16 protein-coding genes are annotated in these 23,600 nt (G+C 71.1%); 8 read left to right on the top strand and 8 right to left on the bottom strand.

Translation table 11 applies throughout. The annotated features are described in order from the left end of the window. Positions 1-26: 26 nt before the first annotated feature. On the bottom strand, positions 27-983 hold the full coding sequence (locus F4561_RS13835; RefSeq protein WP_184579114.1) for a bile acid:sodium symporter family protein: 957 nt from the start codon (positions 981-983) through the stop codon (positions 27-29). Positions 984-1,275: 292 nt separating this feature from the next. Here F4561_RS13835 and F4561_RS13830 point away from each other — a divergent pair, with 292 nt between their 5' ends. The 4 genes from F4561_RS13830 to F4561_RS13815 all read left to right on the top strand — a co-directional run bounded on the left by F4561_RS13830 (position 1,276) and on the right by F4561_RS13815 (position 6,066). Beyond that, entirely contained in the window at positions 1,276-2,571 is a 1,296-nt protein-coding gene (locus F4561_RS13830; protein WP_184579112.1) for a helix-turn-helix domain-containing protein, read from the top strand. A 790-nt stretch (positions 2,572-3,361) separates the two neighbouring features. After that, positions 3,362-4,594 (top strand): aminotransferase-like domain-containing protein, encoded by a 1,233-nt coding sequence (locus tag F4561_RS13825; protein WP_184583596.1) that lies wholly within the window; start codon positions 3,362-3,364, stop codon positions 4,592-4,594. A 50-nt stretch (positions 4,595-4,644) separates the two neighbouring features. Beyond that, a complete protein-coding gene (locus F4561_RS13820; protein ID WP_184583594.1) occupies positions 4,645-5,595 on the top strand; it encodes a D-alanine--D-alanine ligase family protein in 951 nt (316 codons plus the stop codon). Positions 5,596-5,658: 63 nt separating this feature from the next. Further along, positions 5,659-6,066, top strand: coding sequence for a PPOX class F420-dependent oxidoreductase (locus F4561_RS13815; RefSeq protein ID WP_184579109.1), 408 nt, complete (start codon positions 5,659-5,661; stop codon positions 6,064-6,066). A 47-nt stretch (positions 6,067-6,113) separates the two neighbouring features. On the opposite strand, the gene F4561_RS13810 is transcribed toward F4561_RS13815, so the two are convergent. The 6 genes from F4561_RS13810 to F4561_RS13785 form a co-directional block, all read right to left on the bottom strand. Then, on the bottom strand, positions 6,114-6,881 hold the full coding sequence (locus F4561_RS13810; RefSeq protein ID WP_184579106.1) for an SDR family oxidoreductase: 768 nt from the start codon (positions 6,879-6,881) through the stop codon (positions 6,114-6,116). Positions 6,882-6,938: 57 nt separating this feature from the next. Further along, positions 6,939-8,384 carry an NCS2 family permease gene (locus F4561_RS13805; protein ID WP_184579103.1) on the bottom strand — a complete coding sequence of 482 codons (1,446 nt, stop codon included), beginning with the start codon at positions 8,382-8,384 and terminating at the stop codon, positions 6,939-6,941. A gap of 561 nt (positions 8,385-8,945) precedes the next feature. After that, the gene (gene pucD / locus F4561_RS13800; protein ID WP_184579100.1) at positions 8,946-11,342 is read right to left on the bottom strand and encodes a xanthine dehydrogenase subunit D; all 2,397 of its coding nucleotides are present in this window, start codon (positions 11,340-11,342) and stop codon (positions 8,946-8,948) included. Next, a complete protein-coding gene (locus F4561_RS13795) occupies positions 11,342-12,694 on the bottom strand; it encodes an 8-oxoguanine deaminase (RefSeq protein ID WP_184579097.1) in 1,353 nt (450 codons plus the stop codon). Before F4561_RS13795 ends, pucD begins: the two co-directional genes overlap by 1 nt. 115 nt (positions 12,695-12,809) lie before the next feature. Beyond that, a complete protein-coding gene (locus F4561_RS13790; protein ID WP_184579094.1) occupies positions 12,810-13,367 on the bottom strand; it encodes a (2Fe-2S)-binding protein in 558 nt (185 codons plus the stop codon). Next, a complete protein-coding gene (locus tag F4561_RS13785) occupies positions 13,358-14,227 on the bottom strand; it encodes an FAD binding domain-containing protein (RefSeq protein ID WP_184579091.1) in 870 nt (289 codons plus the stop codon). The genes F4561_RS13790 and F4561_RS13785 overlap by 10 nt, the downstream gene beginning before the upstream one ends. A 248-nt stretch (positions 14,228-14,475) precedes the next feature. On the opposite strand from F4561_RS13785, the gene F4561_RS13780 reads away from it, so the two are divergent. Further along, a complete protein-coding gene (locus F4561_RS13780) occupies positions 14,476-16,065 on the top strand; it encodes a PucR family transcriptional regulator (protein ID WP_184579088.1) in 1,590 nt (529 codons plus the stop codon). Between the two features lie 1,135 nt (positions 16,066-17,200). On the opposite strand, the gene F4561_RS13775 is transcribed toward F4561_RS13780, so the two are convergent. Next, entirely contained in the window at positions 17,201-17,848 is a 648-nt protein-coding gene (locus F4561_RS13775) for a dienelactone hydrolase family protein (RefSeq protein ID WP_184579085.1), read from the bottom strand. A gap of 223 nt (positions 17,849-18,071) precedes the next feature. Between F4561_RS13775 and F4561_RS13770 the strand changes: the two genes are divergently transcribed. The 3 genes from F4561_RS13770 (at position 18,072) to F4561_RS13760 (ending at position 23,545) form a co-directional block, all read left to right on the top strand. Next, positions 18,072-18,578 carry a four-helix bundle copper-binding protein gene (locus F4561_RS13770; protein WP_184579081.1) on the top strand — a complete coding sequence of 169 codons (507 nt, stop codon included), beginning with the start codon at positions 18,072-18,074 and terminating at the stop codon, positions 18,576-18,578. 553 nt (positions 18,579-19,131) lie between these two features. Then, positions 19,132-20,802: an aa3-type cytochrome oxidase subunit I gene (ctaD, locus tag F4561_RS13765; RefSeq protein WP_184579078.1), complete on the top strand. Its 1,671-nt coding sequence runs from the start codon at positions 19,132-19,134 to the stop codon at positions 20,800-20,802. Between the two features lie 202 nt (positions 20,803-21,004). Continuing rightward, a complete protein-coding gene (locus F4561_RS13760) occupies positions 21,005-23,545 on the top strand; it encodes an ATP-dependent Clp protease ATP-binding subunit (RefSeq protein WP_184579075.1) in 2,541 nt (846 codons plus the stop codon). Positions 23,546-23,600: the final 55 nt, after the last annotated feature.

Raw genomic sequence — 23,600 nt, 5'->3', positions numbered from 1 at the left:
TCCGGTGCTTTACGGAGCCGGGTGGCTCACTCGGACCGTGTCGGGGAGGCGTCCGCGGCCGGTGCGCGGCGCGCCCAGAACCAGGCGACCAGCGCCCCGGAGATGTTGTGCCATACCGAGAACAACGCCGCCGGCAGCGCGGCCAGCGCAGCGAAGTGCTCCGTTGCCAGGGTCGTGGCCAGCCCGGAGTTCTGCATACCCACCTCGACGCCCACCGCGCGCCGGGTGGACTCCGGCAGCCGCCCGATCTTGGCGACGGCGTACCCCAGCGCGAGTCCGGCAGCGTTGTGCAGGATCACCGCCAAGGCCAGCAGCACGCCGGTGCCCATGATGGCCTCGGCGTTGAGGCCGACAACCGCCGCGACCACCAGGACGATCCCGGTGACCGAGACCAGGGGCAGGACGGGGAGCACCCGCTCCACCCAGCGCGCGGCGAGCATGCGGAGCACCAGACCGCCCAGGACCGGCCCGATGACCACCTGCAGGATCGTGAGCAGCATGGCGCCGGCGGGCACGGGCAGTTCCGAGCCGGCCAGCCACAGCACGAGTAACGGTGTCAGCACCGGCGCCAGCATTGTGGAGACCGACGTCATCGCCACGGAGAGAGCCACGTCGCCGCGGGCCAGATAGACGATCACGTTCGAGGCGGTGCCGCCCGGCGCCGCCCCCACCAGAACCATGCCGACGACCAGAAGCGGCGGGAACTGCAGCAGCACCGCGACGCCGTACCCGATGAGCGGCATGACGAGGAACTGCGCCACGAGCCCGATGGCCACCGCCTGCGGATGCCTGAGGACCACCCCGAAGTCGGCCGGGCGCAGGGTGAGCCCCATGCCGAACATGATCACGCCCAGCAGGACCGGGATGGCCGGTTCGATCCGTTCCGCCTGGTCCGGCACGGCCATCCCGGCCGCCGCGCCGAGCAGGACCAGTACCGCGAACCAGCGTCCGACGAACCCCGCGATCCGGATCACGACCGCCATGCCGCTCCTTCCGTCTCGGCTCACCCGCACCAGCATCCCAGGCCGCCGTCTCGGTTAGGGCACCGAGTGCCGGGGCCCGCGGGACGTGCGCAGCAGGCGAACACCTACGGCATCGTGACCCCCTTTCGGAGCTACGAATCGCGACCCGCGGTAGGCGGTTCCCACCGGAACGGTCATCTCGCGGGCGGATCGCCGACCATCCCCCGCCTCGGTGCCGGGGGCGATTGACCCTCCACTGCGCTCCGATCAGGATGGTTCCTCCTTTCCGGAAGAGTTTCGTGGGGACACCGGTATGCAACAACAACTCGACACCGCCCTGCCCGCGGGCGCGGATCCGCGCGCCTACGCGCGCCTCCTGCGCCGTGTTCACGAGGCCGTCCGGTCCGGAGACGCGCCGCCGGCGCGCCCCCGCCCCGTCATCGCGGACTCCTGGGACCGGGTGCGGCGGCTCGGGATCGGCCCGGATCGGCACACGCCCGGCCGCCTGCTGGCCCGGGACGAGCTCGAGTGCCGCCGCGGCGAGTCGCCCCTGTGCGACCTGCTTCCCGTACTGCGCGCCTCTCTGCTCTCCGTCGCCGAGGACGCCGGAACCATCATGCTGATCACAGACGAGAACGGGTGGGTGCTCTGGCGGGACGGCCCTCTTCGAGTGCGCCGGGAAAGCGCGGAGGCCGGCGTCGTCGAGGGAGCCTGCCTGCAGGAGCGCGCGGCGGGGACGAACGGGGTGGGGACGGCGCTGGTGCTCGACCGCCCGTTGCAGGTCTACGCCGCCGAGCACTACGTGCGCGCCTTCCACCGGCTGACGTGCTCCAGCGCGCCGGTGCACGACCCCCGCGACGGCACACTGGTCGGGGTGCTCACTCTCAGCGGCGTGGCCGACGCGGCGCACCCCGCCTCACTCGGGCTGGTCAACGCGGTGGCGCAACTCGCCGAGTCGCAGATGCGGAGCACGCACCACGTCCACCTGGAACGGTTGCGCGTCGTGGCCGCGCCGCTGCTCGCGCGAACGCGGGAGCGCGTGCTCGTCGTCGACGAGCACGGCTGGACCGCCGCGGCGGCGGGCATGGAACCGGTCCGCCGGGTGCCGCTGCCCAAGCGCCCGCAGGCGGGAAGCAGTTGGATTCCCGAGCTCGGCGAGTGCCAGCTGGAACCGCTACCGGGTGGCTGGCTGCTGCGGCCGGCCGAGTCCGAGCCGGCGGCGGCCACCCGCGTGGCCCTGGACCTGAGCCTGCCGTCGGCGCCCTCGATTTCGGTGGTCAGTCCGGTTGGGGAATGGACGCGCCGGCTTTCCGCCCGGCATGCGGAGTTGCTGTTCGTGATGTCGCGGCACCGCGAAGGGCGCAGCGCGGCGCAGCTCGCCGAGGACCTCTTCGGCGATCACGACCGTGAGGTCACGGTCCGGGCGGAGATGTCCCGCCTCCGCCGGCACCTGGGTCGTGTCGTGCAGAGCCGCCCGTACCGGTTCAGCGAAGGGCTGCGGGTATCGGTGCGCAATCCGGCTGATGGGCGGGCGCTGCTGCCCGGTTCGCGCGCCCCCGCGGTCCGCCGTGCGCGTGCCAGTCTCGCCGCGGAGTCGCCGCCCGAGTGACGATCGCGATGACTTAGAGTATTGTTAATGCAACGTACTGCAACCCTTGCTGGTTGTGGGGTGTTGGGATGAACTGGGTCCCGAACGCGGAGAAGCTATTCACAAGGTCCGCCGGCATCCCGTACTTGAGGGGGCAACGGGATCCCACGCGGGCGGACCGACCGCGGCGACCCGAGGGGAGAGGGGGAGCATCCCCTCGGGCGCCGCGCTCTCTTGTTCCCGAGGCGCCGCCCCGGTCCACCACCGGCCTCCAAGGGCGTCCGCATCGGGCAGCCAGGCAGTGCCGGGTGCCGGTGCGGCCCACCGCCCCCGCGGAAAAATCCGCGGGGGCCGTCTCGGCCCGGTCCTGCGAGCAAGCCCCGGCGCACCTGCCCGGTACCGCACCCGCGAGCGGGGCAAAAATTTCGCGATCTGCGCGGCAACCGCAACCCACCGACGCACCACCCGCGAGGCGGCTCCGCGCCGAAAGCCCGGTCATACCAGGGCGTTCGCCGACGCCGGGCCAGTGGTCGCCGGCCACGCGCCAACGCGTACACTGGCGGGCAACTCTCGGTGCGCCCGAGCTGGTGGCGGCCGAGACCCCTGGCGCGCGGGGCACCTCCCGCGGCTCGCGCCGCTGGCTGCGGCACGAGCCCGAACCGTTCCGTTCCTTCAGGCGTCCCAGCAAGCATGGTCGAAACCGCGGAGGTGGATCGTGTCCGTTGATCCCCAAGACTCCCAACGCCAGCCCTCCCAGCAGGGCTCGCGTATTGACCGCTACGTCGGCTCCTACGCGGAACGGGCACAGGGGATGGTGGCCTCCGAGGTGCGGGCGCTGTTCGCCGTGGCCTCCCGGCCCGAGGTCGTCTCGCTCGCGGGCGGGATGCCCAACGTGGGCGCGTTGCCGCTGGACCGCATCGGCGACATCGTGCAAAAGGTGGTCGCCGAGCAAGGGGGCGTCGCGCTGCAGTACGGCTCCGCCCAGGGCGACCCCGTGCTGCGCGAGCACATTTGCGAGGTCATGAGCCTTGAGGGCATCGAGGCCGGCTCTGAGGACGTCATCGTCACCGTTGGCTCCCAGCAGGCGCTCGACCTCGTCACCCGGGTCTTCGTCGACCCCGGCGACGTCGTCCTGGCCGAAGCGCCCACCTACGTCACCGCCATCAACACCTTCGCGGCGTTCCAGGCCGACATCCAGCACGTCGCCATGGACGGCGACGGCGTCATTCCAGAGGCACTGGAGGAGACCCTCGCGAACCTCACCGCCGCCGGGCGCCGGGTGAAGTTCTTCTACACGGTGCCCAACTTCCACAACCCCGCCGGCGTGACGCTCAGCGCCGAACGGCGGCACCGGGTCCTGGAGATCTGCGAGCGCTACGGTCTGCTGGTGCTGGAGGACAACCCCTATGGGCTGCTCCGCTACGAGGGCGAGCCCCTCCGCGCGCTGCGCGCCGATGCGCCCGACAACGTGATCTATCTGGGCTCGTTCTCCAAGACGCTCTCGCCGGGCTTCCGTATCGGCTGGGCGCTGGCCCCGCCGGCGGTCCGCGATAAGCTCGTGCTCGCCGCGGAGTCCGCGATGCTGAGTCATTCCACCTTCAACCAGATGGTGGTGGGGCAGTACCTGGCCAGCCACCCGTGGCGCGAGCAGATCAAGGATTTCAACGAGATGTACCGGGAGCGCCGCGACACCATGCTCGCGTCGCTGGAGTCCCTCATGCCCGCGGGCTGCTCCTGGACCAGCCCGCAGGGCGGGTTCTTCGTCTGGGTGACGCTGCCCGAGGGCCTCGACTCCAAGGCCATGCTGCCGCGCGCGGTAACCGAGCGTGTGGCCTACGTCCCCGGCACCGGCTTCTACGCGACCAACGAAGGACACGGCTCCATGCGGCTGTCGTTCTGCTACCCCACCCCCGAGCAGATCCGCGAGGGGATCCGGCGCCTGGTCGGAGCCATCGAGAACGAGACGGCGCTGCGTGATACCTTCGGCAGCGCAGCGGCCCCGAACACCTCCGGGCCCGACACGCCCACCCCCGACCTCCCCTAGCCCCAGGGCGAACCTCCGTGGCAACAGCAGGACAGGAAGCAGGCAGGACCGTGGCCGATCTCGACCGGGTGCTCGTACTCGCCGGTGGCATGACCCCCGAGCACGAGGTCAGCGTGCGCTCGGGGCGGCGCGTCGCGCAGTCGCTGCGCCGCCTCGGAATCGAGACCCAGACCGCCGATGTCGACTCCGCCTTGCTGGGCACCCTGGCGAACGACCCGCCGCAGGTGGTGTTCCCGGTACTGCACGGCGCGGCGGGCGAGGACGGCGCGATCCGCGAGATCCTGGAGCTGTGCGGCGTCCCCTACGTCGGCGCGCCGCCCGCGGCCTGCCGGGTCGCGTTCGCCAAGCCAACCGCCAAGGCGCTGGTGGCCCAGCACGGGGTGCACGTGCCGCGCGGCGTCACCCTGCCGAAGTCGGCCTTCCACGACCTGGGAGCGCCCGCGCTGGTCGAACGCGTTGTCGCGACCCTCGGTTCGCCCCTGTTCGTCAAGCCCGACCAGGGAGGATCGGCATTCGGCGCCACCTCGGTCGACTCCCCTGAGGAGCTCTCGGCGGCCCTGGTGAGCTGCTTCGCCTACAGCGATGCCGCGGTCATCGAGGAGCGGGTTGCCGGAACCGAGATCGCCGTCGGCGTTCTCGACACCGGCGACGGCCCATTCGCGCTGCCGCCGGTGGAGATCGTGCCCGATGGCGGGGTCTACGACTACGCGGCACGCTATACGCCCGGCCGCACCGAGTTCTTCTGCCCGGCGCGGCTGCCCGACGAGACTGTGCGGGCCGCCACCGAGACCGCGCTGACCGCGCACCGCGCCCTGGGATTGCGGGACGTCTCGCGAACCGACCTCATCGTCGACAGCGACGGGCGGGCGCGCTTCCTGGAAGTCAACGTCGCCCCCGGGATGACCGAGACCTCGACGTTCCCGCTCGCCGCGGCGGCGGCCGGGTTCGACTTCGACGTCGTCTGCCGCGACCTCGCGCACCGCGCCCTGCTGCGCGGCTGAGCGCCCCGTTCCCGCGACGCGCCGCGGTAGCCGAACCCGGGTGCCAGGGCCGAGAATGACCGTATGACGTTCACCGAAGCCGAGATCGAGTACCTCGCCGGGCAGCGCTTGGGGCGCATCGCCACCGTCGCCCCCGACGGCTACCCGCACAACCGACCCGTTGGTGTGCACTACAACGCCACGGAGCAGACCATCGACGTCGTGGGATACGACCTCTCCGACAGCACCAAGTGGCGCAACGCCGCGGCGAACCCCAGCGTCTCCTTTGTTGTCGACGACCTCGCCTCGGTGCAGCCGTGGCGGCCGCGCGGCATCGAGATCCGCGGCGACGCGGAGCTGCTGCGCGGACCGGAGGTGTCGCCCTTCGGAGACGAGGTCATCCGGGTCCATCCGCGGCGGATCCTCACCTGGGGGCTCGATCCGGACAGCCCGCGCGCAATGGTCCGGCGGGACGTGGCCCCCGCGGGCTGACCGCCGGCGCCGCGGCGGGGCCCGCCGCGCGGCGGGCCCCGCCGCGGTCACGCGCCGTTCCGGTGCACCGGCAGCGCGCCGAAGCTCTGCACGGTGGGCATGACCTCGATCGTGTTGACGTTGACGTGCGCGGGCCGGGTCGCGGCCCAGAACACCGCCTCCGCGACATCCTCGGCGGCGAGCGGCCGGGTATTGGCGTACACCGCCTCAGCCCGCTCGCGGTCGCCCTGGAAACGCACCGCGGAGAACTCGGTGCCCCCGCTGAGGCCGGGCTCGACGTCGGTCACGCGCACGCCGGTGCCGTGCAGGTCGGCGCGCAGGTTCAGGCTGAACTGGCGCACGAACGCCTTGGTGGCCCCGTAGACGTTGCCGCCGGGGTAGGGGTAGGCGCCCGCGATGGAGCCCAGGTTGACGACGTGCCCGGCGCCGCGCCGCACCATGCCGGGCAGCACGGCGCGCGTGCAGTACATGAGCCCCTTGCAGTTCGTGTCGACCATCTGGTCCCAGTCGTCCGGGTCGGCCCGCTGCGCCGGTTCGAGCCCCTTGGCCAGGCCGGCGTTGTTCACCAGGACGTCGATATCGGCGAACTCCGCGGGCAGCCCGGCGACCGTACGCTCGACCGCCGCCCGGTCGCGCACGTCCAGCTCGACGGGCAGAACCCGGTCCTCGCCCCCGAGCTCCCCGGAAAGACCCGCGAGCCGGTCGGCCCTGCGGGCGGAGGCGATGATCCGGGCGCCGTCGCTGGCGAACCGCCGTGCGATCGCGGCCCCGAACCCCGCGCTCGCGCCGGTCACCATTACCGTTGTCTGCTCCATGGGCACGAGACTAACGACAGCGCGCCGGCGGGCGCGGGGCGGGAGGCGCCGGCACGGCTAGCCGACCCCGAGCAGCCGTTCGATGCCCGCGAGCCCGAAGTGCACCGCGAATACCCCGGTCAGGATCCACATCGGCCACCCCACCTCGCTCGGCCTGCCGCCGCACGACATGATCACCGCGTGGGAGACGATCCCGGCGCCGATGCCGTGCGCGATGGAGTAGCTGAACGGCATCAGCGCGATCGTCAGGAACGCGGGGATGGCGACCCCGATGTCGTCCCAGTTGATCCGGGTGACGTGCATCATCATCATGGCTCCGACCAGCACCAGCGCGCACGCCGCGGCTTGGCCGGGCACGATCGCGAAGACCGGCGCGAGCAGGATCGCCAGCAGGAAAAGACCCCCGGTGACCACGCTGGCCAGTCCGGTGCGGGCGCCCTCGGTGACCCCCGCGGTCGACTCCACGAACACCAGGGTCGCCGAGGAGCTGGTCAGACCGCCCGAGATCGCGCCCGCTCCGTCGACCGCGAGGACCTGGTTGACCCGGGGCATCTGACCGTTGTCGTCGGTCAGGTCCGCTTTCCTGCCAATGGCCAGGATGGTGCCGAGTGCGTCGAAGAAACCGGCCAGGACCAGGGTGAACAGGATGACTCCGGCGCTGGCGACCCCGGCGGTGCCCCACGCTCCGAACAGGTCGACCTGCCCGAACAGCCCGAAGTCCGGTGAGGTCACCAGCCGGTCGGGGATCTCCGGTGCCTGGGTGCCCCAGCTCTCCTCGGGCACCGCGAAGGCGTAGTTCACCAGCACGGCGATGCCGGTGGCGATGACGATTCCGTAGAAGATCGCGCCGGAGACGTTGCGCGCCAGCAGCGCCGCGGAGACGAGCAGACCGATGATGAACACCACCACCGGCCATCCGGTGAGGTGTCCGGTGAGCCCGATCTGCAGCAGCCCGCCGTCGCCCTGGCTGACGAACGTGGCGTTGTCGAGCCCGATGAGCGCGACGAACAGGCCGATGCCGACCCCGATCGCCAGCTTCAGGTCGTGCGGCAGTGCGTTCATCACCGCGGTGCGGATCCCGGTGACCACCATCGCGATGATGGCAACGCCCTGCCACACGACCAGCCCCATCACCTCGGGCCAGGTCATCAGGGGAGCTGCCTGGTAGGCCACGACCGCCATGACACCGAGCGCGGCGGCCAGCGCGATCGGCGCGCGGCCCACCACGCCCATCAGGATGGTGACGATCCCCGCCGACAGGCAGGTCATCGTGGTGAGCTGTGCCGTGGACAGGGCGTCGCCGTTGACGTCGGTGACCCCGCCCAGAATGACCGGGTTGAGGACGATGATGTAGGCCATCGCCATGAACGTGGTAAGGCCGCCGCGGAACTCCTGCAGATACCCGGAACCGCGTTCGGTGATCGAGAAGAACCGATCGAGCCGGGATCGACCGATCCGAGCCCCCGATTCGGGCTGCGGCCCGGTTTCGTCGAGTCGAGTCATGCTCCCCTCCTGGAGGGACGGTGCGGACCAGGCGCGAACACTGCACCGCACCCGGGTACGCGCTGTGGAGGTTGTATTGCGTTATGTGTCTGCCGCGGCACGCGGCGATACCGGCACAACGGCGGGGTCCGGCTGCCGGGGCCGGTGAAGCAGGAACCAGCGTGCGCCGTGCGGCGTTTCGCGCCCACAGCCGCGAGGCTGCGGGACTCCCCGGGTCTCACTCCGGGGAGGACGTCACCGAATTTCCCCGAGGAGGCCCCGGCCTTCAGGCCGGGGAGGAATCGGGCCTCCCGCGGAGCGGGTCAGGAAGCGCTGATTCGCCGCTAGGCGAATCGTCGTACACATGTTCGCGATCGTGTAGGATGGCTCTGGCGCGTTGCGAGAACCAAGCACGGGCCATCTCCGGAGAGTTTGCTTCACGATCCCGGGCTGGGCTGTACCCGGGCGGTGCCGAGGGCGTAAGACCTCCTGGAGCGCAGCTTCAGAGGGCAGCCTGAGCCGCGAATCCCCGCAGGTCTCATGAAGGAGAGGGAATCCCCTCTCCTTCGGAGAGGGGAGCAGTCAATTGTCGATGCCCACGATGTCCTCCGGCCGTACGGGGGCGTGCGTGAGGTCGCGCCCGGTCGCGTCGCGGATGGCCGCGACGATGGCCGGCGTCGACGACAGCGTTGGGGGCTCTCCGGCGCCGCGCAGCCCGTAGGGCGCGTGCGGGTCGGGGTGCTCCAGCACCTCGATCCGCATAGGCGGCGTGTCGAGGATCGTGGGGATGAGGTAGTCGGTGAACGACGGGTTCTGGATCACGCTGTCCTTGACCTGGATCTCCTCCATGAGCGCCAGCCCCAGGCCCTGGGCGGCGCCGCCGTGGATCTGGCCAGCGAGCTGCTGCGGGTGCAGCGCCCTGCCGACGTCCTGGACGGCGTCCAGCGCCACCACCTTCACCAGCCCCAGGTCGACGTCGACGTCCACGACCGCGCGGTGCACGCACATCGCGAACTGGGTGTGCGAGTCGCCCTGCCCCAGGACGGGGTCGAGCGGCTGGGTCGTGCGGTGGTGGAACTCGCGCGTCTCCTCGATGGCGGTGGAACCGAGCAGGTCGGCCAGCGAGGCGAGCACGCCCTCGGTTTCCGAGACCACCTTGCCGCCGGCCAGGCTGAGTAGCTCGTCGGGGTGGTCGGGAGCGGCCAGGCCGTGTTCGCGCACCAGGGCGAGAATCCGCTCGCGCACTGCCTCGCACGCCAGCTTCACCGCGCCGCCGGTCATGTAGGACTGCCGCGAGGCCGACGAGGAACCCGCCGACCCCACCCCGGTGTCGGAGGGATGGATCGTCACGCGCTCCACCCCCAGCTCGGAGCGGGCGATCTGGCCCTTGATCGTCACCAGGCCCTGGCCCACCTCCGCGGCCGCGGTGTGCACCACGACAGCCGGCTCCCCGCCGAGGACCTCCATGCGCACGCGGGCAGTGGAGTAGTCGTCGAAGCCCTCGGAGTAGCAGATGTTCTTCAGTCCGACCCCGTAGCCGACCCCGCGTACCACGCCTTCGCCGTGGCTGGTGTTGGCCACACCCCCGGGCAGTGTCCGCAGGTCGGTCGGGTCGGCGAGCTGCTGCCGCGAAGGCGGCATCGGCAGCTCCTCCGCGCGCCGCAGCATCTCCGCCATGGGCAGCGGCATGTCGATGACCTGGCCGGTGATCAGCCGCGACCCGTCGGACATGGCGTTCCTGGCGCGCAGCTCCACCGGGTGGATGCCCAACTTCTCGGCGAGCCGGTCCATCTGCGACTCGTAGCCGAAGCACGCCTGGACCGCGCCGAAGCCGCGCATGGCCCCGCACGGCGGGTTGTTCGTGTAGGCGCCGTAGGCGTCCACGGCGACGTTGGGCACCGTATAGGGGCCGATGCCCAGGGAGGACGCCACGCCCACGACCGCCGGGGTGGCCGAGGCGTACGCGCCGCCGTCGAGGATGATCTCCAGAGTGGCGTAGAGCAGCGTGCCGTCGGCGCGCGCGCCGTGCTCGAAGCGCATCTGGGCGGGATGGCGGTGCACGTGGCCGAAGAACGACTCCTCGCGGTTGTACACGATCTTCACCGGCCGGCCGGTGCGCTGCGCCAGCATGCACGCGTGGATCTGCATCGACAGGTCCTCGCGGGCGCCGAACGCGCCGCCCACCCCGGCCAGGGTCAGCCGGACCTTCTCGGTGGGCAGGCCGAGCGCGGGCGCGATCTGTCCCTGGTCCACGTGCAGCCACTGGGTGGCGATGTGGAGGTCGATTCCGCCGTCCTCCGCGGGAACCGCCATGCCGGACTCCGGGCCCAGGAACGCCTGGTCCTGCATGCCGACCTCGTACTCGGTCGTCACGACGGCATCGGCCCGCGCCCGCAGCTCCTCCACCGGCGTGCCCTCCGCGAACACGCCCGTGCGGACAGGCTGGTAGCGGACCCGGTTGCCCTGCTGGTTGTACTCCTCGTGGACGGGCAGCGTGCCCTCGTCGTGCACCCGAGGGCCGTCCGCGTCGAACACTGCGCGGCGCGGGTCGCTGACCGGATCCAGCACCTCGTAGTCGACGGTGATGCGGTCCAGGGCGCGGCGCGCGGTCTCGGGGTGGTCGGCGGCCACGACCGCCACCGGCTCGCCCTTGTAACGCACCTTGTCGAAGGCGAGCACCGGCTGGTCCTGGAACTCCAGACCGTAGCGCTTCGCGCCGGGGACGTCCTCGTGGGTGAGCGCCGCGTACACGCCGGGCAGCGCGAGTGCCCCGGTGACGTCGATCCCCCGGATCCGGGCGTGCGGGTGGGGGCTGCGCAGTGTCATCCCCCAGAGCATGTCCTCGGCCCACATGTCGGAGGAGTACGCGAACTCCCCGGTAACCTTCAACGTCGCGTCGGGGCGGCGCGGGCTGGCGCCCACCCCGTCCCGGGTGACACTGGAGAGGTCGGTTCGGCTGCGGGGGACGGTGCCGGCCATCAGCGGCTCACCTCCTGGAGTAGTTTGCGGTGGGCGGACCGACCGGCCCGGGCGGCCGCGTCGGCACTGACCGTGCGCAGCTCGGCGCGCTCGACGACGGTGTCGCCTCCGACGAGGAGTCGTTCCAGTGGGGGAGGGGGGCCGAACACCAGCGCCACCACGGGATCGTCGATCACGTCGTAGCCGGGGCCGTCGACCCGCCACAGTGCGACATCGGCGAGCTTGCCCGTCTCCAGGCTGCCCAGCTCGGTGCCGCGACCAAGACAGCGCGCCCCGTCCAGCGTGGCCAGGCGCAGCGCCTGGCGCGCGCTGAGCGCCTGGGGGCCCATGCGGGCCCGGGCCATCAGCATCGCCTGGTGCATCTCCCCGGACAGCGGGGTCAGCTCGCTCGACGCGGGGCCGTCCACCCCGAGACCGACGTTCACCCCGGCGGCGAGCAGCTCGGGAACCCGGCAGATGCCGGCGCCCAGGCGCGCGTTCGAGGTGGGGCAGTGCGCGATCGAGGTTCCGGTTCCGGCGACGCGGGCGATGGCGTCGTCACTGAGGTGGACCGCGTGCGCGAGCCACACGTCGCTGCCGAGCCAGCCGAGCTTCTCGGCGTACTCCACCGGCGTGCAGCCGAACTCCGCCCGGCACTGCTCCTCCTCGCTGGCGGTCTCCGCGAGGTGCGTGTGCAGCCGGACTCCCTTGGCGCGGGCCAGCTCGGCGGCCCCCGTCATGAGCTCGCGGCTGACCGAGAACGGGGAGCACGGCGCGACGGCGAGCCGGGTCATGGCTTCGGCGGAGGGGTCGTGGTGGGCGTCGATCGCCGCCTCCGTGGCCTCCAGTGCCCCGCGGGCCGTCTCGACGAGGCCGTCCGGTGGAAGGCCGCCGCCGGACCGGCCCCGGTCCATGGAGCCGCGCGCCAGGTCGAGCCGGATGCCGACGCGACGCGCCGCCTCCACCTCCGCGGCGACGATGTCGCCGCGGCCCGGCGGGAAGATGTAGTGGTGGTCGGAGAGTGTGCTGCAGCCGGACAGCGCCAGCCACGCCGCGCCGGCCGTGGTGGTCTCGGCCACGCTGGCCGCGTCGAGGCCCTGCCAGATCTCGTAGGAGCCGACCAGCCAGTCGAACAGGCTGCTGTCGGTGTACAGGCCCTGGGTGGCCCACTGGTACAGGTGGTGATGCGTGTTCACCAGGCCGGGAGTCGCCAGGCAACCGCGGCCGTCGATCCGCGCCGCCCCCGGGACCACCGGCGCGGCGCCCGAACCGATCCGGGTGATCCGGCCATCGGTCGCGACGATGTGCCCTTCGGGGTACTCGGCGCCGCTGACTGTCACAACGTAGGCGCCGTCAATGATGGTCGTGCTCACGTGGCCCTACCTTCGGAGTCCGTTCGGTCCCGCCGGCCGCGCGGAGCGCCGGGCGCGCCTGTGCCGGATGCGGGTTCGCCGGCCCGCGCCGGCCCGGGAACCCGGTACACGGGGCTCATTCGCGCTCACCGCCCTTGTCCGGCTCGCTGTCCGCGCCGCCGGTCGCGTTGGCCAGGACCTGCTCACGTTGGGCAGCGAGGCGGACCGCGTCGATGATCTTCTCGTAGCCGGTGCACCGGCACAGGTTGCCGGCCAGGGCCTCGCGGATCTCGGGGTCGTCGGGTGCCGCCTGCCCGGCGCCGACCGTGCGTGAGATCAGGTCGTCGGCCTGCACCAGGAGACCGGGCGTGCAGAACCCGCACTGGACGGCGCCCGCCTCGGCGAACGCCTCCTGTACGGTGCCGAGCCGCCGCTCGGCGCCCGTCTCCTGGTCGCCGGTCAGGCCCTCGACGGTCCTGACCTCGCGCCCCTGGCACTGCCCGGCGGCGACCATGCAGGAACAGGCCGTCACGCCATCGAGGTAGACCGTGCAAGAGCCGCATTCGCCCTGCTCACAGGCGTTTTTGCTGCCGGGTAGGCCGAGCCGCTCCCGCAGGACGTAGAGCAGGCTCTCGCCCGGCCAGGTGTCCTCGGCGGTCACCGGATCGCCGTTGACCGTGAACGTCACGCGCACCGCGTCTCTCCCTTCTGGTACTCGGCCATCGCCCAGCCCAGCGTGCGCCGTGCCATGACCGCCAGGGCGTGCCGGCGGTAGCCGGCGCTGCCCCGAACATCGTCGATCGGTTGGGCGGCCGAGGCGACCAGCTCTCCGAAACGCCGGACGGCGGCCCCCGACAGGGGCCGCCGCCCCTCCCAGTCGAGCTCCGCGGCGAGGAACTCCTCGGCTTCGGCCGCCCGAAGCGGCGTGGGGCCGGCCGAGCCGATGCCGGTGCCCACCGTACGGATGGCCGCGTCGAACGCGAGGCAGAAGGAGGCCACGGCGATGACCATCGCGTTGCGCGTGCCGATCTTGCTGAAGTGCTGGGGGCCGGCCGGTTCGGGCAGCAGCACGGCCGTGATCAGCTCGTCGTCCTGGCGGGCGGTGCGCCGCGGACCGAAGTAGAACTCGCGGGCGGCCACCCGCCGCACGCCGCGCTCGGAGGCGAGCTCAATGACGGCACCGGTGGCCAGAAGCGGTGGGTGGGCGTCGCCCGCCGGCGACGCCCCGCCGAGGTTGCCGCCCACGGTACCCCGGTTGCGGATCTGCGGGGAGGCCACCGTGCGGGCCGCCTGGGCCAGCGCGGGGGCGCGTCCGCCCAGCCGCTCGATGACGCTGGTGTAGCTCGCGCCCGCTCCCAGCCGCACGTGCGGCCCGTCGGTGCCGCACTCGGCAAGCTCACTGACCCGACTGAGATCGAGCAACGCGGAAGGGCGGTGCAGGTCGAAGTTCAACTCCACCATTACGTCGGTACCACCCATGATCGGTACCGCTTCGGGGTGCGCGCTCTTGGCGGCGAGCGCCTCCTCAAGCGTGCCGGGGCTCAGGAATTCCATGCCGTCCTCGAAGTTCGCGCGTGTCGCGGAAGTTTGCACCGGAGTGGGTGTCCACCCCGTGTTCGGCGTATGTGTGAAGTACACCACCCTGTCTCGCGGCCGAGCTAGGACGCGATGACATGAAGCAACCGCACACCATCCCCCAACACTTTGTCGGTTCCTACAAGTACGCTGTTGGGGCAGCACACCCGGCACGCCGGAGAACCCGATCCGCTACCGTGCGACCATGGTGACGCAAGGAACAGGCCATGCAGATCAGTGAACTTCTCGCGATTCCGCGCCTGCATCTGCGGTTCCTGAGCGGAGCCGGGCACGCGCACCGCTCGATCAGTTGGGCCTACACAACGGACCTGCTTGAGCCACGGCGCTACCTGCGCGGCGGCGAACTGGTACTGACCGGAATGATGTGGCGTTCCTGCGCCGAGGACTCCGAAAGGTTCGTCAGCTCCCTCGACGACGCCGGAGTGGCCTGCCTGGCCGCGGGCACAGCGCTGGGCGCCGTGCCGGCGGACCTGATCGCGGCGTGCGAGCGGCACGACATGCCGCTGATCGAGGTCCCCTCCGAGACCTCCTTCGGTGTCGTCACCGAGGAGGTCGTGCGGTTGCTGACGCACCGGCGGATCAGCAGCATCGCCGAGACCCGCGACCGGCACCGCCGGCTGATGGCCGAGGTCGCCGCGGGCGCGGACTTCCCCGAAGTCTTCGCCGGGGCGGCCGAGGAGGCCGGAATCCGCGCCTGGGTCATCTCCAGCACCGGCCAGCCGGTGGCCTCCTCCGGCGAGGATCTGCCGGCAGCCGGCCGTGAGCAGCTTGCCTCCCGCGCCCTGGGCTGGTCGAGCTTCCCGCGCACGACGGAGCTTCCCGCCCTGGGCGGTACCGAGGGCTCGACCGTGACCATCCTGCCGGTGCAGACCCGCGCCTCGCACCCGCTCGCGAGCTGGCTGCTCGTCTGCGTGGGGAACCACGCTTCGTGGGCCGAGGAGACCCACGAGTCGGTCGCGGAGATCGTCTCCATCGCGGTGCTGGCCCGCAGCCGTGTCGAGGAGCGTTGGCTCAGCGACGCCCGGCACGCCGAAGGGCTGGCGTCACTGCTGGTCGCCCAGCGCTTCGACGAGGTGTCCGCCCTGCTGCAGGCCGCGGCCCGGCCTGAGGGCGCCGACGGCGAGCGGCGGGGGTACGTCGCCGTGAGCGCGACTCTGCTCCCCGAGCCGCGGTTGCCCGACCTCGCTCGCCGGATCGTCTCCGAGCTGGTCGCCGACTGGCCCGGCGCCGTAGTGACCGGTGAGAACGAGACCCTGGCCGTGGTCCCCGTCCCCGGCACCGGGTTGGCCGGCACCCGAGCCGCCGAGCAACTGCACGCCGAGATCACCCGCGCCGCCCGCAGCCTGGAACCCGGGCTCGACGAGTACCGGATCGCCGTGGGTACCAGCTCCACCGCCCGCGACGTCGTGGACCTGCGGGGCGCGGCGGTCGAGGCCCGCCATGCGCGCCGCCTCGCCGAACAGCGCGGTGGGCGGTCCCGGGTGATCGCGGGCGCCGAGATCGACTCGCACGAACTGCTGCTCGCCTCGGTGCCGGAGGAAGTCCGCTCCTCCTACCGCGATCGGCTGCTCGGCCCGCTACTGGAGTACGACCGCGACCACCGTTCCGACCTGGTGCGGACCCTGGAGCGCTTCCTCGCGCATTCGGGCTCGTGGCAGCGGTGCGCCGCCGCGATGCACGTCCATGTCAACACACTGCGTTACCGGATCGGTCGGGTGGAGGAACTCACCGGGCGCGACCTGAGCAGCCTGGAGCACCGCGTGGATCTTTTCCTGGCGCTGAAACTGCGGTCCTGACCCGGCGGATCCCGCGGTGGCCCCGTCGTAGCCGGCCGCTAGCCTCGCGCCAGACCAAACCTGTACTGGCCGCCGGCGGCGAGCTGCGGGGCGCCGAACTGGGGAAGCGCGACCTCGCCGATGCCGCGGCACTCGACGTTCAGGTAGCCCTGGTTCCAGTGTAAAAATCTACATTGTAAAGGCCCCAGTTCCGTCAAGCCCAAAGCCGCCTGGCCCTTGCGTGTTCCTTTCCGCTTGGAACCATCCGCCAGGGAGTCCTCAAACAAAACCGCGCGATCATCGGCACTGGTAGCGGGTGGTGACGCGCTCGACGGGGCGGCGAAGGCGCCGGGCGGTGGAGGTGGGCGTTCATCGGTGCGGGTTCCCGGTGGCCGGACGCGTCGAGGGTGTCCGCGGCGCCATTCTCGGCGCTGACAGTGTCTCCACGGTCAGGTTCGGTGCGCAACGGCGCGGCGCGGGACCGGACATAGCGGGCGCGTGTGAGGGGTATGCGCGGCACCGCCACGGGGGGCTGCACCCTGGCCGAGGGCACCCACACGCTCGCGCGTCCGCCGCACGCTGCCTTCGCTGCCTCCTCGCGTGCGTCACCATCGGGCACCAGGAGCGGTTACCGGGGGCTGGCCCACCCGCTGCCTGGTTGACAGCGTCACCGCCGGGCACCCGCACCGGTTACGGAGGGTTGGCCTATTCGGTGTCTTCGCCGCGCCCGTTGGATGCGGCACCACGCATCCACCGCGCCGATGGCCGGCACTCCCGGACCATCCGGCCTCTCAAGTGTCGTCGGCGCAAAATTGGGCGGTCCCACGCATATCCGCGGTGGAACTGGATAGCGAGCCACCAAGACGGGACAACGCTCACGGGGGGCTTCTCGTTGCGTGCGGGTACCCGGCGCACATTCCCGGGTACTCGCCAGCCACCCGAGTGGGGCCCGTGCTCGGGACCGTTTCGGTTCCGCAGCGGGCCCCGGCCGACGCCGGCGTGCGCGGTTTTCGGGGGGCCGCGCACGCCGGCGACGGAAGCGCGAAAGCGCTTCCGCCGGTGGGTGCCACACCCGCCGGAGAGTGGGGGGAACGGCCGCGGGGCCGCTGTTGATGCACCAGCCAACAGCGGCCCCCGGCTTTGTCGTGCCGCGCCCTCACCCGGGCAGATGGTCCCGGAACCAGTCCATGGCCGCGCCGGTGACCTGCTCCATCGCCCCCGGCTCCTCGAAGAGGTGCGAGGCGTCCGGGATCACGTGCACATCGCTGGCCACGTGCAGGGCGCGCTGTGCCTCGAAGCTGATGCGCACGATGGGCTCGTCGAAGCCGCCGGCGATCATCAGGATGGGGGCCGACAGCGTGCTCAGCCCATTGGGCGCGAGGTCCACCCGGCCACCCCGGGACACGACCGCGTGGACCCGCTCGGGGCGCGCCGCCGCCGCGCCGACCGCGGCGGCGGCGCCCGTGCTGGCACCGAAGAGGCCGACGGGCAGCCCCGACGTCCGCTCGGAGGCGGCCAGCCAGTCCACGGCGCCGGTCAGCCGCCGGGTAAGCAGGGGGATGTCGAACCGGAGCTCGCGGGTCTCCTCGTCGCGCCGGCCTTCGTCGTCGGTGAGCAGGTCGATGAGCAGGGTGCCGAAGCCGGACCTGTTCAGAGCCTCGGCGACGGTCCGGTTTCGCGGACTGTGCCGTGAACTCCCGCTTCCGTGGGCGAACAGCACGACCCCCGCCGCCTCGGGCCCGAGCGCCAGGTCACCGCTCAGCTCGGCGTCTGAGGTCTTGACCGTCACATCCCGCACATCCATCGGAATCCCTCCCGTCGCGACTACCGAACCACTACCGGGCGCTGGCCTGCCCAAACGTCTCGCGCCGCGGCGTATCCGGCGCCATCCTCGGGTAAGGCGCGCTCTAGTGCCCCATGTCCGGTTTGACGCTTCACGTCACCGATGTCCGGCATTTGTGTCGACCGAAACCTGGTAGCGGGGAACGCGCATTCCGCCATTCCTGTGCACGAGAGTGAAGTTCACGATGCCCACCCAAGCCGAGGAGCTGCTGCGCGCCCATCCGCGCGACATCGACGGCGACATCGAGACCGTGAAGACCTGCATCGAGCGGCTCGCGGAGTGCGCGCAGGCATGCCTCGCCTGCTCTGACGCCTGCCTGGGCGAGTCGGACGTCGCTGACCTGGTCCGCTGTGTCCACCTCAACCTGGACTGCGCCGACGTGTGCGCCGCTGCCGACGTACCGGGTTCTGGCGACCGGCCCCTGGACGCGTCCCGGGGAATCGACACCATCATCGCCACGCTGGACGGGCTGCCTGATGTCAATCTGGTCGTCGCCGGCGGGCCGCCCCGCGCGGAGCTGGACGACTCTCTCCTCACGGACCCGGTTCGACACGAGAACCACAGCAACGCGGCCGTGCAACGTGCCGTGTCCAACTACTCCTGGGCGCGGATCGTGCGCGAGACCGAGACGTTCTACCGGGAGGTCGCCGCCGCGGCAGCCGGGCCTGACCGGCATCCCCAACCCGCCTGACCCACCCTCGTGATTCCGGAGGGGGCTCCCGTGGGAGCCCCCTCCATCATCTGGTACCGGAGAGCGGTGCGGTGACCGCGCACACCGCCGGGCGATCCCCCTCCTGGCCCCCCAACAACTCACAGTTCAGGAGGGACCGATCCACTCGGGCCGGGTGTGCCCCTCCCGGGGCACCGCAGCTCCGTCCGGTACCAGGACGCTTACCGAATCCGCGCAGCTCTGAAACCTCCACGCACGGATTCGCTGCTGGCAATCCCGGACCGTGCACGTCCCCGCGCAGAGAGGACTCGGCGAACGCCCCAGCTGCCGCGTACCACGCACCCGCCGCACGAGGGGAGTGGTGACCAGGCCGGGTTAGCCCGCGGCCACCGCTGGGTAGCGCGCCCCTTCACGCCGGCCGTCCCGCGCACCGCGGAACGGCCCGCCCGCTCCCCGAGGCCGCGCGCCCATCCGGGTCCACAACACGCCGGGGCAGCACGACGGCGCGGCGCGCGGATCAAGGGGAACCTGAACGTGTCGCCCAGCGGACCTTGAACGAGGGATGGAACCGCCGATGACCAGGACCGAAAGTGTGGGCCAGGCCCTACCCGAGAGCACCGCGAAGGGGTCGGTCCTCGTCTCCTGGCTCTCGGCCACCGACCACAAGATCGTCGGCCACCTGTACCTCATCACCTCGTTCGGCTTTTTCGTCGCCGGGGGCGTCATGGCGATGCTCTTCCGCGCCGAACTGCTGTGGCCGGGACTGCAGGTGGTGTCGCTGGAGGAGTACAACCAGCTCTTCACCATGCACGGCACGGTCATGCTGCTGCTGTTCGCGACGCCGCTGTTCGCCGGGTTCGCCAACGCGATCCTGCCCCTGCAGATCGGCGCCCCGGACGTGGCGTTCCCCCGGGTCAACATGTTCAGCTACTGGCTGTTCCTGTTCGGCGGGCTCATCGTCATGGCCGGCTTCCTCACTCCGGGAGGCGCCGCGAGCTTCGGCTGGTTCGCCTACGCGCCGTTGAACGACCCCGTGCGCAGCCCCGGCCTCGGCGGCGACCTGTGGGTACTGGGGCTCATCGTGGCGGGTCTGGGCACGATCCTGGGCGCGGTGAACTTCATCACGACCATCGTCGTCATGCGCGCACCCGGCATGACCATGTTCCGGCTGCCCCTGTTCACCTGGAACACCCTGTTCACCTCGGTGCTCATCCTGATCGCCTTCCCGGTGCTCACCGCGGCGCTGGCGGCGCTCGGCGCCGACCGGATGCTCGGGGCCAACGTCTACTCTCCCGAGCACGGCGGCGCGATCCTCTGGCAGCACCTGTTCTGGTTCTTCGGGCACCCGGAGGTCTACATCGTCGCGCTGCCGTTCTTCGGCATCATCACCGAGGTCATCCCGGTCTTCTCGCGCAAACCCCTGTTCGGCTACGTAGGCATGGTGGGGGCGACGATCGCCATCACCGGACTGTCCATGACCGTCTGGGCGCACCACATGTTCGCCACCGGAGCGGTCCTGCTGCCGTTCTTCTCCTTCCTGTCTTTCCTGATCGCGGTGCCCACCGGCATCAAGTTCTTCAACTGGATCGGGACGATGTGGCGCGGCCAGCTCACCTTCCCCACACCCATGCTCTTCGCCATCGGATTCCTGGTTACGTTCCTGTTCGGCGGGCTGACCGGGGTACTCTTGGCGTCGCCGCCGATCGACTTCCACGTCACCGACACCTACTTCGTCGTCGCCCACATGCACTACGTCCTCTTCGGGACCGTGGTCTTCGCGATGTTCGCCGGTTTCTACTTCTGGTGGCCCAAGCTCACCGGCCGGATGTTGCACGAAGGGCTCGGAAAGCTGCACTTCTGGTCGCTGTTCGCCAGCTTCCACGCCACCTTCCTGATCCAGCACTGGCTGGGCGCCGCCGGCATGCCGCGCCGGTACGCCGACTACCTGCCCGGCGACGGCCTCACCGCGATGAACATGGTCTCCAGCATCGGGTCCTTCGTTCTCGGCGCGTCCACGCTGATCTTCCTGTGGAACATCTGGTACACGGCCCGGCACGCGACCCCGGTGACCGAGGACGACCCCTGGGGCTCCGGCAATTCCCTGGAATGGGCGACCAGTTGCCCACCACCCCGGCACAACTTCCGCTCCCTGCCCCGCATCCGCAGCGAGCGGCCGACGTTCGACCTGAACCACCCCTACGTGCCCGACGGGCAGACCCCCGACCGCCCGGGACCCTCATCCTGAGCTGCCCGGAACGCCAGCTGTGACCTGTCGCACGACGCAATCCCGACCGCGGCCTGGAGCGTTACCCGGCCCGGGAACCGGGTAGCGGACCGCGTGCCCAGGGCACACCGGCCGCGAACGCTGCCGGTACCAAGCACACCGCCTCCCGGGCACGCGGGCCCGCCGCTCGCGAGGCACTCTCGCCGAGAGAGGAGACCCACCCATGACGCACGACTTCCCGGGACCGAGCGGGTACGACCCGCGCTCGTTCGAGGAGTTCCTGGCGCGCTTCTTCGGGCCGGGTGGAGCACGCCGCCCCACCCAGCGCGTCGACCTCTCGCGGCTGATGGACGGCCAGGCACGCGAAGTGGTCGGCAACGCGCTCAAACGCGCCATCGAGTCCGACCGCACCGACCTCGACGCGCCGCACCTGCTCTGGGCGCTGCTCCAGTACGAGCCCACCCGCACCCTCGTGACGCGCACCGGTGCCGACTCCGACGAGCTGGCCCGGGCCGCGTCCGCCGCGGCGCAACGGGCTCCACAGGCCAGGCCGGACGTGCCGATGCTGACTCCGACCGCCAAGCGCACCCTGCTCGACGCCCACCAGATCGCCAGGGCCCTCGACCAGCACCTGATCGCACCCGAACACCTGCTGTTCGCGCTCGCGGTGAACAGCGAGTCGCCGATGGGCCGCCGGCTGGCGGAGTCCGGGGTCACTCCCGATGCGCTGCAAACGGCAGCGCGCTCCGGCGAGACACCCGCAGGGAGCGCCCGCACCGAGCAGAGCTCCACACCGCACCTGGACGAGCACGGCACCGACATCACCGCCCTGGCCTCGGACGGCCGGCTCGACCCGGTGGTCGGACGGGACGACGAGGTGGAGCAGACGATCGAGGTGCTCGCCCGGCGCAAGAAGAACAACCCGGTCCTGATCGGTGACCCCGGCGTGGGCAAGACCGCGATCGTCGAGGGCATCGCGCAGCGCATCGCCGACGACGACGTGCCCGGAACACTGAGCGGGCGGCGCCTCGTGCAACTCGACATCGCCGGTATCGTCGCCGGCACCCGGTACCGCGGCGACTTCGAGGAGCGGCTGAAGAACCTCATCGACGAGATCCGCGGCAACGCCGACCAGTTGCTGATCTTCATCGACGAGATGCACACCGTCGTGGGCGCCGGCGGCGCCGAAGGGTCGATGAGCGCGGGCAACATGCTCAAGCCCGCCCTGGCCCGCGGCGAGCTGCACGTCATCGGCGCGACCACCGTCGACGAGTACCGGCAGAACATCGAGAAGGACGCGGCTCTGGAACGGCGGTTCCAGCCGGTCCTGGTCTCCGAACCGAATGTCGAGGACACCATCGAGATCCTGCAAGGGCTGCGGGACCGCTACGAGGCGCACCACCAGGTCCGCTTCTCCGATGAGAGCCTGAAAGCCGCGGCCGAGCTCTCCGACCGCTACATCTCGGACCGCTTCCTGCCGGACAAGGCGATCGACCTGGTCGACCAGGCCGGCGCGCGCGTGCGGCTGCGTACCAAGACACCCAGCGTCGACCTGCAGGAGCTCGAACAGCGGCTGCGGGAGCTGGAGAACCGCAAGGAGCAGGCGGTCCGCAATGAGGACTACGAGCAGGCCTCCGAGGTGCGCGACGAGATCAACCGGACGCGGGAGTCCATCGGCCAGGCGCGCTCGGAAGGCACATCCGAGGTCCCCGAGGTCCAGATCGTCGACATCGCCGAGGTCGTCTCCCGGCTGACCGGAATCCCCGTGGCTCAGCTCACCCAGGAGGAGCGCGAGCGGCTGACCCACCTCGAGGAGCGGCTGCACCAGCGCGTCGTCGGCCAGGACGAGGCGGTGAGCGCCGTCTCCGAGGCGATCCGGCGCTCCCGGGCCGGCCTTGCCCCGCCCGACCAGCCCATCGGGAGCTTCCTGTTCCTGGGGCCGACCGGTGTCGGCAAGACCGAGCTCGCCCGCGCGCTCGCCGAGGCGCTGTTCGGCTCGCAGGAGCGGATGGTGCGCTTCGACATGAGCGAGTTCCAGGAACGCCACACCGCCAGCCGCCTGGTCGGCGCCCCACCCGGATACGTCGGCTACGAGGAGGCGGGCCAGCTCACCGAGGCCGTCCGGCGGCAGCCCTACTCGGTGCTCCTGCTGGACGAGATCGAGAAGGCCCACGCCGACGTGTTCAACCTGCTGCTGCAGCTCCTCGACGACGGCCGGCTCACCGACGGGCAGGGGCGCACGGTCGACTTCCGCAATGTCGTGGTCATCATGACCAGCAACCTGGGCTCGGAGTTCACCATCGGCGGCGGCCCCATCGGGTTCACCGGAACCCAGGACGGCGACTCCGCGACCCGGGACCGGATCATGCGCCGGCTCGGCGAGGAGGTCCGCCCGGAGTTCATCAACCGCATCGACGAGATCATCGTCTTCACCCGCCTCAGCAGCGAGGAGCTGAGCCAGATCACCCGCATGCTGCTGGACGATACCGAACGCAGGCTGCGCGCCCAGGACATCACGATCAGCTTCACCGACGACGCCGTCCGCTGGTTGGCCGAGGCGGGCCACCAGCCCGAGTACGGGGCGCGCCCGCTGGCCCGGACCATCCAGCGCAACGTGGGCAACCGGCTGTCGGCACTGCTACTCAACGGGGAGATCGAGGAGGGCGCCCACCTCACCGCGTGGGTCCACGACGGTGATCTGGACTTCTCCATCGCCCACGCCCGGGAAACCGCGGCCCAGGACTTCGAACAGGCCACCAGCTAAGGCCTGGCGGCACAAAGAACTGGGCGCACAAAGAACTGGGCCGGGGCAAAAGCCC

The organism is Lipingzhangella halophila (assembly GCF_014203805.1).
In the GTDB taxonomy this organism is placed as follows: Bacteria; Actinomycetota; Actinomycetes; order Streptosporangiales; family Streptosporangiaceae; genus Lipingzhangella; species Lipingzhangella halophila.
Note: the sequence above shows the minus strand (reverse complement) of the source record. Positions and strands in the feature narration are given on the sequence as shown.

Excerpts from the sequence above, each read along its gene's own strand:
- F4561_RS13835 (WP_184579114.1), bottom strand. The coding sequence starts at position 983 with ATGGCGGTCGTGATCCGGATCGCGGGGTTCGTCGGACGCTGGTTCGCG.
- F4561_RS13830 (WP_184579112.1), top strand. The coding sequence starts at position 1,276 with ATGCAACAACAACTCGACACCGCCCTGCCCGCGGGCGCGGATCCGCGC.
- F4561_RS13825 (WP_184583596.1), top strand. The coding sequence starts at position 3,362 with ATGGTGGCCTCCGAGGTGCGGGCGCTGTTCGCCGTGGCCTCCCGGCCC.
- F4561_RS13815 (WP_184579109.1), top strand. The coding sequence starts at position 5,659 with ATGACGTTCACCGAAGCCGAGATCGAGTACCTCGCCGGGCAGCGCTTG.
- F4561_RS13810 (WP_184579106.1), bottom strand. The coding sequence starts at position 6,881 with ATGGAGCAGACAACGGTAATGGTGACCGGCGCGAGCGCGGGGTTCGGG.
- F4561_RS13805 (WP_184579103.1), bottom strand. The coding sequence starts at position 8,384 with ATGACTCGACTCGACGAAACCGGGCCGCAGCCCGAATCGGGGGCTCGG.
- pucD (WP_184579100.1), bottom strand. The coding sequence starts at position 11,342 with ATGGCCGGCACCGTCCCCCGCAGCCGAACCGACCTCTCCAGTGTCACC.
- F4561_RS13785 (WP_184579091.1), bottom strand. The coding sequence starts at position 14,227 with ATGGAATTCCTGAGCCCCGGCACGCTTGAGGAGGCGCTCGCCGCCAAG.
- F4561_RS13780 (WP_184579088.1), top strand. The coding sequence starts at position 14,476 with ATGCAGATCAGTGAACTTCTCGCGATTCCGCGCCTGCATCTGCGGTTC.
- F4561_RS13775 (WP_184579085.1), bottom strand. The coding sequence starts at position 17,848 with ATGGATGTGCGGGATGTGACGGTCAAGACCTCAGACGCCGAGCTGAGC.
- F4561_RS13770 (WP_184579081.1), top strand. The coding sequence starts at position 18,072 with ATGCCCACCCAAGCCGAGGAGCTGCTGCGCGCCCATCCGCGCGACATC.
- ctaD (WP_184579078.1), top strand. The coding sequence starts at position 19,132 with ATGACCAGGACCGAAAGTGTGGGCCAGGCCCTACCCGAGAGCACCGCG.
- F4561_RS13760 (WP_184579075.1), top strand. The coding sequence starts at position 21,005 with ATGACGCACGACTTCCCGGGACCGAGCGGGTACGACCCGCGCTCGTTC.